Source organism: Amycolatopsis pigmentata (genome assembly GCF_042684065.1).
Lineage (GTDB): Bacteria > Actinomycetota > Actinomycetes > Mycobacteriales > Pseudonocardiaceae > Amycolatopsis_E > Amycolatopsis_E pigmentata.
Window position 1 is genome coordinate 280898 of record NZ_JBHUKR010000021.1, and the last position, 15255, is coordinate 296152.

Consider the following 15255-nt stretch of genomic DNA (forward strand, 5'->3'; position numbering starts at 1 on the left):
CGACGACCACGTCGGCGCAGAGGAGCCACCGGCGGTCTGCTTCGCCGTCGATCGCGACGAGGCAGTCGATCTCGTTGACCATCACCCGGTAGACACCCGGCGCTTCCTGATTTAGCCGAAACATCAGAGGTCCTTGCAAGGACGCGGAAGCGGAACCGAAGTGGCCGTGATGCCGCACGCGGGCGCCGGTAGGTTCAGGAGATGGTACATCGCCGACCGCAGAATGGTCGCGGTGCGTCCTGGCCTGGAACTGACCGCCGGCGAAACGAGGTGCCGCAGGTTTGCCTGGGACCGGGCGCGGTGCATCTGCGGGCCCAAAGGCTGGTCACCTCGAAGCCGAGGGGCATGCCGGCGAACGATATCGGCGAGGCTGCCCGGTCTGATGTTGGCGCCAGGACAGGTCGCCATGGTGACGGGACAACCGACCGCGGCGGCATACGTGGTGGTCGAGCCGTGGTCGCCGAGAACCCAGTCCGACGCGATCATTGTCGCTCGCCATCCCTCTTCCGGCGGTATGAGCAAAAGACCGTTCCGCAAGCAGTCGGACAGCCAGCTCTTGATCTGCCGGGCACCGTGGACGGCCCAGGCCTGCGGGTGCAGGACGAACGCCACCTTGTGGCCGGGGAACTCGTCCATGACCTTCCGGGCCAGGCCTGGCATACGACCGAACAGAGACTCTGGCGACCAGGTCGAACTCAGTGTGACCAAGGCCTGTCCATCGGCCAATCCGAGCGCGTTCCGGTAGTGGCGGCGGTAGGGAAGACTCGCCAGCATTCGATCAAGGCAGATGTCGCCCGCCACCAAGGCTTTGGGCAAGGCTTCAGGACACAGCTCTTCGAGCGCGCGGAGTTCGTCGCCGTGGGCCAGTGCGATCACCTCCGGCACGACCCGACCCCGGTAGGTGAGGAGCTCGCGATCGAGGCCGGTGGTGGGCCGATCAGCCGTGCCGGCTTTTCTGCTGTACCGACGCGACATCAAGACCCCCGCCCCATGCGAGAGAATCAGCAGGGGGCCGTGAAGCTCGGTGATGTGCCGGTGGCTCGCCGTGAGGATCAGGTCCCACTGGTGGTGGATCGCCTGCGCCCAAGGAAGGAACAACCCGCCTTGGCCATGGACGTAGTCGTCCAGACCATGCCAGGTGTCGGTGGTGTGCGGCACGGTGAACGTCAGTTGCACCCGGAAATCGGTCTCCAGAAGCGGTACGACGTCGAACAGTCGGGTCGCCGCAGCCATTGTTGACGCAACGACAAGCACTTTCCGGCAGCCCGGTCGGGTAATCCTTGATCGTGATTCCACACCGATCGGTCCTCGAATCCACAGGTTATCGCGCATGAAGCAAGGATCGGACCGCCAGCTGTCAACCAGCGGTCCGATCAAGGGGCATCGGACTGTCAAACGATCATTTCTGATGACAGGCGGATGACAGGTCCGAGTATTCCTCGTGTTTCCCTGCGCGATTGGGGAACGGGTGGCATTCTAGGAGTGCGGCTGTCGGGGAGGTGATCGGACGAGTGTGCGCGCACATCAACTTCGGGATTCTTGGCAAAACGACAATAGAGCAGCATGGACAACGGATCGAGCGCCGAATCGCTCCCAGGCTTCTGCAGGCGCTTGCCGTGCTGCTGGTGCACCCCGGACAGCGACTCTCCTTCACCACGTTGGAGTCGTGGATTTGGGACAAGCGACCACCTCGTGACCTCGCCACGACCTTTCATTCCTACGCCCACCGATTAAGGCGCGTGCTGGACTCGTTAGAGCCGCGGCCCTCGCTGGCCACCGTCGACCGGGGCCTGCTGCTGGAGGTGGATCGCCGGAAGATCGATTACTTTCTGTTTCGCGATCTTTTGGTCAAGGCGCGTCGTTGTCGTGACGAAGGTGATCACGATCAAGCCATAGAGCTTGCCGAATCGGCGCTGGCACTTAAACGGGGTGAGCCTCTGGCGGATCTGAACACCGATGCCGCGTCGGCGTGGCGGCAGGCGATCGTGCGTAATGAGTGGATACCTGCCAATCTCTTGCTTGTCGACGAACAGGTTCAGCGCGAGCGGTTCAGTGCGGCGTTGTTGAGGCTCGACGAATTGGAGCGCCAATACTGGCCCGACGTGAATCTCGTCAAAAGACGGCTTCGAGTGCTGCATGCGGTGGACCGGCACGAGGAGGTCACCGATCGATTCCTTGCCGCCTACCGGGAGCTGCGTGGTGCCTGCGAGGACGAGGCCGCGGAAGAACTGCGGAGATTTCACGACGATCTCAGAAAGAGTCGGAGATATCGTGTGACGGTGATCGGGGGGCCGCCGCCCATTTCCGTGCCACGCCAGCTTCCGCGCGCGATATCCGATTTCGTCGGTCGTGGTGATCTGTTGCGCGCGCTCGACAACATGACGGGCGTCGGCGAAGGGAAACCTCGACCAGCGGTCGTCGTACTGTCAGGCCTGGCCGGTGTGGGCAAGACGACGACGGCGGTTCGCTGGGCACGGCAGGCGGCCCGGTGTTTCCCCGCGGGGGTTCTCTTCGCGGAGCTCCGCGGATCGTCGCCCGCACCGCGGATGGAGCCGGACGACGTTGTCGACTTCTTTCTCGGAAAGATCGGCTTCAGCGGGCATATCACGAATCCAGCGGGACGCGCCGAGAAACTGCGCGAACTCCTCGAGGAACGACCGATGCTGATCGTTCTCGACGACGCACAGAACTCCGATCACCTCCAGGAGCTGTTGCCGACCCTCGGTGAATCCACTGTGGTGATCACGAGCCGGCATCGGCTGACCGAACTGTGCGTCAGGCACGCGGTTCCCTCACTGTCGGTCGGTCCATTGACGGTGGAGGAAGGCGCGGCACTTCTTACCGAGCGCATCGGCGGAAGGCGGCCCGGTGACGCCGGAGCGCTGAGAGAACTCGCTCATCTGTGTGGGGGAATCCCACTGGCGTTGAGCCTGGTAGCTGAGCGTGCTGCACGGCTGGTGGGCGCGCCGCTCTCGTCTCTGGTTCGCCAGTTGCGTGATCCGGAGACCTTGTTGAGTGTTGGCACCGACGGTGACGGCCCCGATAGCAGCCTGGACGCTGTCTTCACGTCGTGCTACTGCGCTCTTCCACCGTCCAACGCCAGCTTGTTCCGCTTACTCGGCCTTATGCCTGGTGCGGAATTCAGTGTCGAGGCAGCAGCTGCACTAACCGGCGAAGATGTCCGCCCAACGCGGCGTCGGCTTGACGAACTGGTCGGTGCGCACCTGCTGGAACAACCCGGTGAAGTCGACCGGTACCGCGCGCACGATCTCGTGCTCGGATTCGCGGCACGGCTCGCGAGCGGTGACTCCGGTGCGGGACAGGCCCGGCAGCGGTTGCTCGACTTCTACCTCCATACGGCGGAACACGCATATCGAACTGCCTTTCCGCACCTGCTGGCCCCGCCGATTTCTCCGGCGGTCTCCGGTGCCGCGCCCATGGACTTCGAAACGGAGCGGGACGCCCTCCGGTGGTTTTTCACCGAACGCCACAATCTCAATGGGTTCCTCGACTACGCGGTGCGAACTGGAAACCACGGCTTCGCCTGGCAACTGCCACACCTGACAGCGGCGGCGTTCGAACGGTTCGGCCTGCATCGCGAGATCGTGATTGCGTTTTCCCGGGCTGCGGAGGCCGCGGGGTATGAGGGCGACAAGCGTGCGGAGGCCGTATCGCTGAACGATCTGGGTTACTTCCTGCTCGGCCAGGACGAGGTCGATGTGGCGGCCGCGTATCTCGAGCGCGCGTTGAAAATTATGAGTGAGCTGGACTTCCCGGTGGGGCTGCTCACCGTGAAGGTCAATATCGCCCAGCTTCAACGTAAACGCGGACATCTCGATCTTGCCGTGACCCTTTACGGGGAATGTCTGATGGCCGCTCAGGAGATCGACGACCGCACCCGGCAGGCGAACATCGAACATCACCTTGGCGAGGTGTGCGTGGACAGGCGGCAGTTCGGCGCTGCGGCCGACCACTTCGGGCAGGCGCTCGCCATCCGTGAAGAACTCGGTGACGTTCCGGCGCAGATCGGCTCGCTGGCCGAGTTGTGCGCGGTGGCGCGTGCGGACGGCCGGGTTACGGTCGCGACCGAACTGGCTGCTCGCGCGCTCGCACTGCTCCGGGACGACCTGCCCGCCGTTCCGGCGGCGATCCGGCTCTACACCGTGCTGGCCGAGCTTCGGGCCGATCTGAAGGACTTCGGTGGGGCGGCTCAGTTCGCCCGTCGGGCGGCTGAACTGGCCAAGCGGGCGGGGAAGGGCGATTCGGAGGCCGTTGCTCTCGATCTACTGGGACACGCTCACGTGCGGCTTGGTGAGCGAAGCGCCGCGTGCCAAGTTTGGCGGCGTGCGACCCAGATTTTCTTGGCTCGCGGGCGGACACGACGAGCCGCGCTGATCACCGAACACCTCGCCGAGGTGTGTGCCGCCGGTCCACCGAGTGTGCCGACGGCCCGGGAACCCGACGACGGGACTCCTGAAGAAATCTCCGAGGGTCGTCCTATCGGGTGATTCCCTTTCTGTCTACTCAGGGTAGATGACCGGACACTCTTTGGCGTAGTCGCAGGCAGAGGTGTCTGCCCAGGGCTGAAGATCGACTACGAGCGCGCTGCGGTGCGATGTTCCGCGGCGCTAAGCATCTTGCGTCGCCGTGACGGAATCGGTTTAGTAACGCCTGGCAACGCGCCAACTAAACCCTGTGTCCCCCTAGTCCCCGAGGAGTTTCGTTGCGTCACCTGATGGCGGGTGTTGTGATGGCTGGCGTCCTGTGGTCAGTCTTGGCCCTGATCGAGACCGGGGTGCGTCAGCCGGGTAGTCCGACGGCGGCGGGCACTGCGGGGAAAAGTGAGCTGGCCGCGGAGGCGGGGACCTCGAGGGCTGATTGGCTTTTCTGCTGAGCGGGACTCTCCCGCGGATGGGTCCGTCGACGTAGCGTCGGAGGTATGGGCGAGTACGAGCACATCCTCCTCAAGCGCGAGGACGCAACTGTCACGATCACGATGAACCGGGCATCGCGACGTAACTCGTTGTCCGCGGACCATCTGGGCGAACTGCTGGCCGCCTTCCGGGAGACCGGTGAGTCCGACGCGACCGGTGTCATCCTGGCCGGGGCCGGGCCGGTGTTCTCCGCGGGGCACGACTTCGGTGATGTCGCCGCGCGGGACCTCTCGGGCACGCGGGAACTGCTCAGGTTGTGCACCGAGCTGATGCGCACCGTCCAGTCGGTGCCGCAGGTCGTGATCGCCAGGGTGCACGGGCTGGCCACGGCGGCGGGGTGCCAGCTGGTGGCTTCGTGCGATCTGGCGGTCGCCGCCGAGTCGGCCGGTTTCGCGTTGCCCGGCGGCAAGGGCGGGTGGTTCTGCCACACCCCGGCCGTTCCGGTCGCCCGTGCGATCGGCCGTAAGCGGCTGATGGAGCTGGCCCTCACCGGTGACGTGATCGACGCGGCCACGGCGCTGGACTGGGGTCTGGTCAACCGGGTCGTGCCCGATGACCGGCTCGACGAAGCCGTCGCCGACCTGCTCGGCCGCGCGACGCGGGGAAGCCGCGCGAGCAAGGCGCTGGGCAAGCAGACGTTGTATGCCCAGCTCGACCGGCCTGAGGAGGACGGCTACGCGATCGCGATCGAGGTGATGGCCGCCGCCTCGCAGACGCCCGAGGCGAAGGAGGGCATGGCCGCGTTCCTGGAAAAGCGCCGCCCGGAGTGGCCCGGCTGACTCATTGGGTCCCCAACCCGGATCACATTGAACGAATGAGGCACCTACTCCATCATTGACGCATGAATCCGGCGATTCTCCTGGGTTGGGTCGAAGCGATCCGGGTCCTGGAACTCCAGCTGTCGACCCGGCCCCCGGAACAGATGTTCCCGGAGCTCGAACCCACCGTTTGGCAGACGCACGCGCCCTGGCTCGCGCCGCACCACTGGGATCCCGCGAGCGGTCTGCTCCGCAGTTCCATGCAGACCTGGATCCTGCGCACGGGTGGCCGGACGGTGCTGGTGGACACCGGTGTCGGCAACCACAAGTCGAGGCCGGGCAGTCCTGCTTTCGACCACCTCGACACCGGTTTCCTGGAGGCTCTGCGGGCCGCGGGAGTCACGCCAGAGGACGTCACCGACGTCGTCAACACGCACCTTCATGCCGACCACGTCGGCTGGAACACCCGGCTGGAAGGCGACGGGTGGGTGCCGACCTTCCCGAACGCGACCTACTTGGTGGCGGCCGCCGACTACGCCTTCTGGCACCCGGACGCGCCGCCGCGGCAACGCACCGCCGCCGCCAACGAGAACGTGTTCGCCGACAGCGTGCTACCGATCGAACGCGCCGGTCTGTTACGCCGCTGGGACGGCGGCCATCGCATCGACGGCGGCTTGAGCCTGGAACTGGCCCCCGGGCACACGCCCGGCTCCGCGGTGCTGATGGTGGAGTCCGGCAGTGACCGCGCCGTCTTCGTCGGAGACCTGCTCCACAATCCGGTGCAGTTCGTCGAGCCCGGCCTGAACAGCTGTTTCTGTGAGGACCCGGCTGAGGCGAGGGCGACCCGGCGGCGGGTACTGGAGTGGGCCGCGGACAACCGGGCACTGGTGTTCCCGGCCCACGTCGGCGGTGGCCTGGCCGCCGAGATCTCGCGGTCGGGTAGCAAGTTCGCGATCACGAACTGGAAGTTCCCGGCATGACGGCCTTCGCCCCGTCGGCGCGCGTCTCCGGCGGCCGGATCCGCGGCCGTGCCGAGAGGGGACACGTGGTCTTCCGGGGCATCCCGTACGCGGCACCACCGCAGGGTGCCGGCCGGTTCGCCGCGCCGTCCCCGGCTCCGTCCTGGGACGGCGTCCGCGACGCCACCGAACCCGGGCCGACCGCCCCGGCGCCGGCCCGCGACTTCGGCAGGCTGGATCTGACCCCCGTGCTCGGCAGGCCCGTGCGCGGTGCCGGCTACCTCACCGTCACGGTCACCACCCCCGACCCGGCCGCGGGCGGACTGCCGGTCCTGGTTTTCGTGCACGGCGGCGGGTTCACCGCCGGCACCGGCCAGGCCGATCTCTACGACGGGGCCGGCTTCGCCCGCGACGGCGTCGTGGTGGTCACCCTCAACTATCGGCTGGGCATCGCAGGATGGCTCGACCTGCCGGACGCGCCTGCCAACCGAGGCCTGCTGGATGTGATCGCCGCGCTGGAGTGGGTACAGGACAACATCCGCGCGTTCGGTGGCGCACCGGACCGAGTGACCGTGGCCGGGCAGTCCGCCGGTGCGATGATCACCGCCGCGCTGCTGGCCGCGCCCCGTGCCGTGGGACTGTTCCAGCGCGCCATCAGCCAGAGCGGCAGCGGTGAGTGCGCCTTCCTGCCCGGCCAGGCCGCGCTCGCCACCCGCGCGGTCGGCGCGGCACTCGGCCTGCCTCCAGGCGGGGTGACCGCGGCCGCGCTGGCCGACCTGCCCGACGACCGGCTCGTCGCGGTGCTCGGCGGCATCCCGCCGATCGACCACGCGGCCCACGGGTTCCGTGATCCATCGCTGGGTGCCAGTCCCTGCAAACCCGTCATCGACGGGGTAGTCCTCACCGGGCAACCGTCCGAGGTGCTGGTGCCCGCGGCCACCGATCTGCTGATCGGTACCAATACCGACGAAGCCGATCTGTACCTGGTGCCGGCCGGCCGGATCGCCACAGCCACCGAGAGGGACCTGCTCGCCGCCGCTCGTCGTCGCTATCCGGACTCCGAGGCACGGGTCGCCACCTACCGAGCGGCTCACCCGGACGCGACCCCGGGCGGCCTGCTCGCTCGTGTCGTCACCGACGCGTTCGTCCAGGGCAGCCGCGGTTTGGCCGACGCTCACGCTCGGCGCTCGACCGGCCGCACCTACCGGTACGAGTTCGGCTGGCGTCCCGGCTCCTTCGGCGGCGCGCTGGGCGCCTGCCACTGCGCCGAACTGCCCTTCGTGTTCGGGACGGCGGACCTGCCGTCCTTGCACGGCGACACGGCACTGGCGGGCCCCGGGCCGACGCCCGCTGACCTGGTCACCGAGGTACACCGAGCATGGGTCCGGTTCATCGCGGAGGGCGACCCGGGCTGGGCGGGGGAGGGCACCCATGTGTTCGCACCGGATGGCGCGTCAGCGGCGTTCGTGCAGCAGTAACAGGGCATAGGCGGCGATGGACTGGGCGTCCGTGATCTCCCCACGCGCGATCATTTTTTCGAACTCGTCGCGGGGGAAGGGAGCGGTGCGCATGTCCTGTTCTTCGTGCTCGCGCTCGTGCGGCCCTTCGGTGAGGTCCGTGGCCAGGAAGACCCGGCCGCGCTGACTGGACAGGCCGGGTGCGACATCCAGCAGGCCGAGTTCCTCCAGACTGCCCGCGATCAGCCCGGTCTCCTCGCGCAGTTCGCGCGCCGCCAGTTCGGCCGGGGGGAGGTCGGCCAGGCCGGGGGCGGTGCCCTGCGGAAACTCCCAGCGCCGCAACCCGAGCGGGTAACGGAACTGCTCGACGAGGTGCAGGCGATCGCCGTCCACCGGGATGACGAGCGCGTAGTCGGGCTTGTCGACCACGCCGTAGATACCCGGTGAGCCGTCGGGCCGCCGGATGCCGTCCTCCCGCACGGTCATCCAGTCGTTGCGGTACACCTCGCGCGAGTTCACCTGTCGAATGGGATCCACGCCTACAGTCTGCCGAGCGGTCCGCGCCTGGCCGGGACCCGGCCCCGCTCCCGGCCGGGGCCTGTGTGCCGCGGGTGCTCGGTCCCCTACTAATCTCGCCGGGTGCGTCTTGTCATCGCTCGCTGTCAGGTCGACTACGCCGGCCGCCTCACCGCCCACCTGCCGATGGCCGTCCGGCTCCTGCTGATCAAGGCGGACGGGTCGGTGTCCGTGCACTCCGACGACCGGGCTTACAAGCCGCTGAACTGGATGAGCCCGCCGTGCTGGCTGATCGAGGACGGCGACATCTGGACCGTGCAGAACAAGGCCGGCGAAAAGCTCGTGATCACCATCGAAGAGCGGTTCGACGAGATCAAACACGAACTGGGGGCCGAGCCGGGGCTGGTCAAGGACGGCGTCGAGGCTCACCTGCAGGAGTTGCTGGCCGAGCACATCACGACGCTCGGTGACGGCTACAGCCTTGTGCGCCGCGAGTACCCGACCGCGATCGGGCCGGTCGACATCCTCGCCCGGGACGCGACCGGCGGCGCGGTGGCGGTGGAGATCAAGCGGCGGGGTGAGATCGACGGGGTCGAGCAGCTGACCCGGTACCTGGAGTTGCTCAACCGCGACCCGCTGCTCGCGCCCGTGCGGGGCGTGTTCGCCGCGCAGTTGATCAAGCCCCAGGCTCGCACGCTCGCCGAGGACCGGGGCATCCGGTGCGTCACCCTGGATTACGACGCCCTGCGCGGCACGGACTCCGACGAGTTCCGCCTGTTCTGACGCCGGCGACGGCTCGGCCCATTGCTTGGGCTATTCGGGGTAATCAGCTCCATCCTTTTTTCGCCTGCCGGGACCGGTGTCGACGTTCTCGACGATGCGGCGGATGGGTGGTGGCCAGCCCATTGTGGCCGGTCCGGGTTCGTGCATTGATCACAATCCTTGCACCAAGTTGGTGAAGGTCACTCCTTCGAGTTCACCCAATCGGGCAACGCGTAGTACTGTTCGCTCGGCCACCGATCCTGGTGGTTCTTGTTGGATGCTGTTGACTCCGGAGGTGCACCGGTGCAAGTCCAAGCCGCAGCGAACCTGCGACTCGACGCGAGCGCGATCGACTACGTCCTCCTCGCGTTCTACTTCGTATTGGTTCTGGGCATCGGCTACCTCGCCAGACGACAGGTCTCCAGCAGTCTCGACTTCTTCCTCTCCGGCCGGTCACTGCCCGCCTGGGTCACCGGGCTCGCCTTCATCTCCGCGAACCTGGGCGCGGTGGAGGTCATGGGCATGTCCGCCAACGGCGCCGAGTACGGCCTTCCGACCGCGCACTACTTCTGGATCGGCGCGGTGCCGGCGATGCTGTTCCTCGGTGTCGTGATGATGCCGTTCTACTACGGCTCCAAGGTGCGGAGCGTGCCCGAGTTCATGTTGCGCCGGTTCAACTCGACGGCGCACTGGGTCAACGGCGCCAGCTTCGCGCTCGCCCAGATCCTGATCGCGGGCGCGAACCTCTACCTGCTGGCCAGCGTGGTGAACCTGCTGCTGGGCTGGCCGATCTGGGTCTCCATCATCGTGGCGGCCTTCATCGTGCTCACCTACACCGCGCTGGGCGGGCTGTCCGCCGCGATCTACAACGAGGTGCTGCAGTTCTTCGTCATCGTGGCCGCGTTGCTGCCACTCACCGTGGTCGGCCTCTACAAGGTCGGCGGCTGGCAGGGCCTGGTCGACAAGGTTTCGGGCGGCCCCGGCGGCGGCGAGCAACTGCATTCCTGGCCGGGTAACCAGCTCACCGGTTTCGGCAGCAACTTCCTGTCGGTGCTCGGCCTGGTCTTCGGCCTGGGCTTCGTGCTGTCGTTCGGCTACTGGACCACGAACTTCGTCGAGGTGCAGCGGGCCATGGCCTCCAAGAGCATGTCCGCCGCCCGGCGCACCCCGATCATCGGCGCGTTCCCCAAGATGTTCGTGCCGTTCATCGTGATCATTCCCGGCATGATCGCGGCGGTGACCGTCACCGAGTTGATGGGCGAGAACAAGAGCGCCCTGATCGACGGCAAGGGCGCGCCGAGCGGCGCCACGTTCAACGACGCGCTCCTGTTGCTCATGCGGGATCTGCTGCCCAACGGCATGCTCGGCATCGCGATCGCGGGCCTGCTCGCCTCGTTCATGGCCGGCATGGCGGCGAACCTCTCGTCCTTCAACACGGTGTTCACCTACGACATCTGGCAGACCTACATCAAGCGGGACAAGCCCGACGGGTACTACCTGAGGTTCGGCCGTGGCGTCACGGCGGGTGCGTCGATCCTGGCCATCGGCACCGCGTTCATCGCGTCGCAGTACTCGAACCTGATGGACTACCTGCAGACGCTGTTCTCGTTCTTCAACGCCCCACTGTTCGCGACCTTCATCCTGGGCATGTTCTGGAAGCGGATGACCCCGCACGCCGGATGGTCCGGGCTGGTGGTGGGCACGGCCTCCGCGGTGACCGTGTTCGGGCTCGACAAGGGCGGCGTGATCAGCCTGCCGGGCCAGGGTGTCAGTTTCGTCGCGGCGTCCGTGGCGTTCGTGGTCGACATCGTGGTCAGCGTGCTGGTCTCGCTGGCGACCAAGCCGAAGCCGGAAGCGGAACTGGCGGGCCTGGTCTACTCGCTCACGCCGAAGTCGGCGCGGCAGCACTCGGCCACCGGTGACGACGCGGGCTGGTACCGCAAGCCCGGTCTGCTGGCCGGGATCGCGCTGGCGATGACGATCGTCCTCAACATCATCTTCTAGGAGGTTCCGATGGCTGACGAATCTTCCGCCAAGCGCCGGTCGGCGTTCGACATCCGGATGATCATCGCGTTGCTGATCGGGGTCTACGGGGTGGTCCTGACGATCATGGGCATCGGCTTCACCACACCGGAGACCATCGCCAAGGCGGCCGGGGTGAACATCAACCTGTGGGCAGGCATCGGCATGCTCATCGGCGCCGCGCTGTTCGTGCTGTGGACGGTCCTGCGGCCGGTCCGGGTCGTCGAGGAGCCTCCGGCCACCGAGTAGGCGCCGGTCGCCACCCCGCTGAACTGGAGGAAGGAGTGTTTACTACGGATCATCCGTAGTAAACACTCCTTCCTTCGTCAAAAGCGCGGGCGATCGGCCGTTCCGCGCTGCCGGAACCACCCTGGGCGTGATACCAAAAGAGGGCAGCCGAGCAACGGGAGGCGCGATGAAGAAGATCATCAATGACCCGTCCACGGTGGTCGCCGAGTCGTTGCGAGGGTTCGCCGCCGCGCACGCCGATCTGATCCGCGTGCAGGAGGACCCGGCCGTGGTCATCCGCGCGGACGCTCCGGTGGCGGGCAAGGTCGCGGTGATTTCGGGTGGGGGCTCCGGTCACGAACCTCTGCACGGCGGCTTCGTCGGGCAAGGAATGCTGGACGCGGCGGTACCGGGCGCGGTGTTCACTTCGCCGACGCCGGACGCCGTTCAGGCCGCCGTCGCGGCCACCACCGGCGAGGCCGGCGCGTTACTGATCGTGAAGAACTACACCGGCGACGTACTCAACTTCGAGACCGCGGCCGAGTTGGCCGCGGCGGACGGGTCCGACGTCCACAGCGTGGTCATCGACGACGACGTGGCCGTCGCGGACTCGACGTTCACCGCCGGACGGCGTGGCGTCGGCGGGACGGTGCCGCTGGAGAAGATCGCCGGCGCGGCGGCGGCCCGCGGCGACTCACTCGAAGCCGTGGAAGCCGTGGCACGCCGGGTGATCGCCGGGGTTCGTTCGATCGGGGTCGCGTTGAGCGCGCCGACCGTGCCTCACGTCGGCGAGCCGACGTTCACCCTCGCGGCCGACGAGATCGAGTTCGGGATCGGTATCCACGGCGAGCCCGGCCGGGAGCGCATCAAGGCCGAGCCCGCCGACGCACTCGTGGCGCGGATGGTCGACGCGGTGGTCGTGGACCTGCCGTTCGAAAGCGGTGACCAGGTGCTGCTGTTCACCAACTCGATGGGCGGCACGCCGTTGATCGAGACCTACCTGGCGCACGGGATCGCCGAAAGACTGCTGGCCGAGCGGGGCATCGCGGTGACGAGGCGGCTGGTCGGCCCCTACATCACCAGTCTGGAGATGCAGGGGATCAGCATCACGCTGCTCAAACTGGACGACGAACTGACCGAGTTGTGGGATGCCCCGGTGCATACCCCGGCCTTGCGCTGGAAGGCCTGAGATGGGGTGTACCGCGGAGGGGATCGCGGGCGCGCTGCGAGCCGCGGCGGAGGTGATCGCCGAACACCGGGTCGAGTTGATCGAATTGGACCGGGCGATCGGGGACGCCGACCACGGCGAGAACATGCACCGGGGGTTCACCGCGATAGTGTCCGCATTGGACACCGCCGCCGCGGACAACCCGGGCGCGCTGCTGAAGCTGGCGGCGACCACGTTGATTTCGAAGGTCGGCGGTGCCGCCGGGCCGTTGTACGGAACGGGTTTCCTGCGGGCCGCCACGGCGCTGGGCACGGCGTCCGAAGTGGACTCCGTCGCGGTGGCGGCGGCGTTGCGGGCCGCGCTGGAGGGAGTGCAGGCGCGCGGAAAGGCCGTGGCAGGCGACAAGACGATGGTCGACGCGCTGATCCCGGCGGTCTCCGCCGCCGAAGCCGGTGCCGACGCGGACATCGCCACCATGCTCGAAGCCGCCGCGAGCGCCGCGTCCGGGGGCGCCCAGTCCACGGTGGACATGGTGGCGCGTAAGGGAAGGGCGTCCTATCTCGGCGAGCGCAGCGCGGGACACCTGGACCCGGGGGCGCGGTCGAGCGCGCTGATCCTCGGCGCGTTCGCGAAGGCTGCTTCGGAAGCGGCGCGATGACGGTAGGCCTGGTCCTGGTGTCCCACAGCGCGAAGCTGGCCGAAGGGCTCGCCGAAGTCGCCGCGCAGATGGCACCGGAGGTCGCCCTGGTCCCGGCCGGAGGGTTGCCCGACGGAGGCATCGGCACCGACTACGACGCCGTCGTGACGGCGGTCGGCCAGGCCGATTCGGGCGACGGCGTGGTGTTGCTCTACGACCTGGGCAGCGCCCGGATGACCGCCGAACTCGTCGTCGAAGCGCAGACCGGGCCGGGCCCGGCGGTGCTCGCCGAAGCGCCGTTCGTGGAGGGCGCGGTCGCGGCCGTGGTCGCCGCCGCGGGCGGGGCCGGCCGGGACGAGGTGGTCCGGGCCGCGGCTGCCGCGGGCGCCGCCCCGGCCGCGGAGCCACCGCCTCGGGCGGACGAACAACCGGCTCGCGCGACGGACGCGGAAAGCGTCGAGTTGGTGCTTGCCAACGAAGACGGCCTGCACGCCCGGCCCGCCGCGTTGCTGGCGCGAAGTCTCACCGGCATCGACGCCGAAGTTACGGTCTCGTTGGGAGAACAGCGGGCCGACGCGCATAGCATGATGTCGTTGATGTCACTGGGGGCGCGCGCGGGCGACACGATCACGGTCCACGCGCACGGTGCGCAGGCCGCGCAGGCACTGCGGGCGGTCAAAGAGCTCGCCGAGCGGAACTTCGACCGTCCTCGCGACGTCTGCGGTTAGGTCAGCGCGCGCGGACCGGACAGATTTCGCGCGTCCGGCACTACTGGAGGGTGCGCGAACATGGCTCGATTGCTCGGTATGGCCGGGAGGCTGGCCATGATCTGCGGGGCCGCTTTGTTCATGGCCGGTTGCGCGCAGGCCATCGTGGGCACGCCCGCGCCGAACCAGGCGGCGGCGCAGCGGGCCCTGGAGGAGCGGACACCGCTGACCTCCGATCTCGCGTTCGGTGACCTCACCACGATCGACTACTGCAGCCTGATCGACACCGACCTCGTCGCCCAGGGCGGCATGACGGACGCGAAAGCGCCACAACCGTCGTTCGACGAGTGCGCGGTGTCCGGGAAGGTCGGCGGGCAGGACGCGACGCTGGAAGTGGGTTTCCTGGACAAGGGCGCGGGGAGCCGGATACCCGACCATGACAAGACCCTCCCTCGCGGGCTGGTGGCGCAGCGGGATCTGAGCGGTGGCGGTCTCGACAGTTGTGCCTACCACCTGGCCTTCCCGGACCGGGTCAGTCTGGAACTGTATGCGTATCTGGAGAATCCGTTGTCCGGGGCGGGATCGGCATCCTCGCCGTTGTGCAGGCTGGACACGACGGTGTTCGACGGTGTGGTCGACGCGGTGACGCAGAAGAAGGTCACCCATCTCACCTTCGCACCGGGGTCGATCGGCGCCGTGGACGCGTGCACGCTGCTGCCGGACTCGATCGTGCTGCAGCAGAGCGGTTTGCCGTTGCAGCGCGAGCAGAACCCGTCGAAGCACCGGTGCCGGTGGACGAGCACCGGACTCGGCGCGCGGGCCGCGCTGTGGTTCTACGTCGACAAACCGCCGCAGGCGGCCAACGGCGCGACCGCGGAGACCATCGCAGGCCGTCCGTCGGTGGTCACCGCAACGGGTTCGAGTTTCTGTGTCGTGGATACCGTCGTCGCGCCGTGGCCGGGCGCGAAGAACGGTGAGGTCGAGGTGGCGGAGACCTACATCAACGTGGGCAGCATGGCCAAGGACGCCTGCGGGATCTCGCGCGCCTTCGCCACCGCCGCATGGCCGAACCTGCCCGCGAGCTGAGGTAGGTGACGCACGGCGTGC

At 67.7% G+C, this 15255-nt stretch carries 13 protein-coding genes; 11 read left to right on the top strand and 2 right to left on the bottom strand.

Annotated elements, in window-relative coordinates:
- Positions 1-123: 123 nt before the first annotated feature.
- Positions 124-1233, bottom strand: a complete 1110-nt coding sequence (locus ACFSXZ_RS32545) for a hypothetical protein (RefSeq protein WP_378269454.1) — start codon at positions 1231-1233, stop codon at positions 124-126.
- 224 nt (positions 1234-1457) lie between these two features.
- On the opposite strand from ACFSXZ_RS32545, the gene ACFSXZ_RS32550 reads away from it, so the two are divergent.
- From ACFSXZ_RS32550 to ACFSXZ_RS32565, 4 genes are all read left to right on the top strand, one after another.
- The gene (locus ACFSXZ_RS32550; protein WP_378269456.1) at positions 1458-4508 is read left to right on the top strand and encodes an AfsR/SARP family transcriptional regulator; all 3051 of its coding nucleotides are present in this window, start codon (positions 1458-1460) and stop codon (positions 4506-4508) included.
- Between the two features lie 431 nt (positions 4509-4939).
- Positions 4940-5713, top strand: a complete 774-nt coding sequence (locus ACFSXZ_RS32555; protein WP_378269458.1) for an enoyl-CoA hydratase-related protein — start codon at positions 4940-4942, stop codon at positions 5711-5713.
- Positions 5714-5775: 62 nt separating this feature from the next.
- Positions 5776-6672, top strand: coding sequence for an MBL fold metallo-hydrolase (locus ACFSXZ_RS32560; RefSeq protein WP_378269460.1), 897 nt, complete (start codon positions 5776-5778; stop codon positions 6670-6672).
- Positions 6669-8129 carry a carboxylesterase/lipase family protein gene (locus ACFSXZ_RS32565; protein WP_378269462.1) on the top strand — a complete coding sequence of 487 codons (1461 nt, stop codon included), beginning with the start codon at positions 6669-6671 and terminating at the stop codon, positions 8127-8129. The genes ACFSXZ_RS32560 and ACFSXZ_RS32565 overlap by 4 nt, the downstream gene beginning before the upstream one ends.
- On the opposite strand, the gene ACFSXZ_RS32570 is transcribed toward ACFSXZ_RS32565, so the two are convergent.
- On the bottom strand, positions 8106-8645 hold the full coding sequence (locus ACFSXZ_RS32570) for an NUDIX domain-containing protein (RefSeq protein ID WP_378269463.1): 540 nt from the start codon (positions 8643-8645) through the stop codon (positions 8106-8108). The two genes, ACFSXZ_RS32565 and ACFSXZ_RS32570, sit on opposite strands and share 24 nt — an antisense overlap.
- A 102-nt stretch (positions 8646-8747) precedes the next feature.
- On the opposite strand from ACFSXZ_RS32570, the gene nucS reads away from it, so the two are divergent.
- From nucS to ACFSXZ_RS32605, 7 genes are all read left to right on the top strand, one after another.
- Positions 8748-9407: an endonuclease NucS gene (nucS, locus tag ACFSXZ_RS32575; RefSeq protein WP_378269465.1), complete on the top strand. Its 660-nt coding sequence runs from the start codon at positions 8748-8750 to the stop codon at positions 9405-9407.
- Between the two features lie 282 nt (positions 9408-9689).
- Positions 9690-11390 carry a sodium:solute symporter family protein gene (locus ACFSXZ_RS32580; protein ID WP_378269466.1) on the top strand — a complete coding sequence of 567 codons (1701 nt, stop codon included), beginning with the start codon at positions 9690-9692 and terminating at the stop codon, positions 11388-11390.
- 9 nt (positions 11391-11399) lie between these two features.
- Positions 11400-11657 carry a hypothetical protein gene (locus ACFSXZ_RS32585; protein ID WP_378269468.1) on the top strand — a complete coding sequence of 86 codons (258 nt, stop codon included), beginning with the start codon at positions 11400-11402 and terminating at the stop codon, positions 11655-11657.
- 166 nt (positions 11658-11823) lie between these two features.
- Positions 11824-12825, top strand: a complete 1002-nt coding sequence (dhaK, locus tag ACFSXZ_RS32590) for a dihydroxyacetone kinase subunit DhaK (RefSeq protein ID WP_378269469.1) — start codon at positions 11824-11826, stop codon at positions 12823-12825.
- 1 nt (position 12826) lies between these two features.
- The gene (dhaL, locus tag ACFSXZ_RS32595; RefSeq protein ID WP_378269471.1) at positions 12827-13462 is read left to right on the top strand and encodes a dihydroxyacetone kinase subunit DhaL; all 636 of its coding nucleotides are present in this window, start codon (positions 12827-12829) and stop codon (positions 13460-13462) included.
- Positions 13459-14169 (top strand): dihydroxyacetone kinase phosphoryl donor subunit DhaM, encoded by a 711-nt coding sequence (gene dhaM / locus ACFSXZ_RS32600; RefSeq protein WP_378269472.1) that lies wholly within the window; start codon positions 13459-13461, stop codon positions 14167-14169. Before dhaL ends, dhaM begins: the two co-directional genes overlap by 4 nt.
- Before the next feature lie 60 nt (positions 14170-14229).
- Positions 14230-15234 (top strand): hypothetical protein, encoded by a 1005-nt coding sequence (locus ACFSXZ_RS32605; RefSeq protein ID WP_378269474.1) that lies wholly within the window; start codon positions 14230-14232, stop codon positions 15232-15234.
- Positions 15235-15255 lie beyond the last annotated feature (21 nt).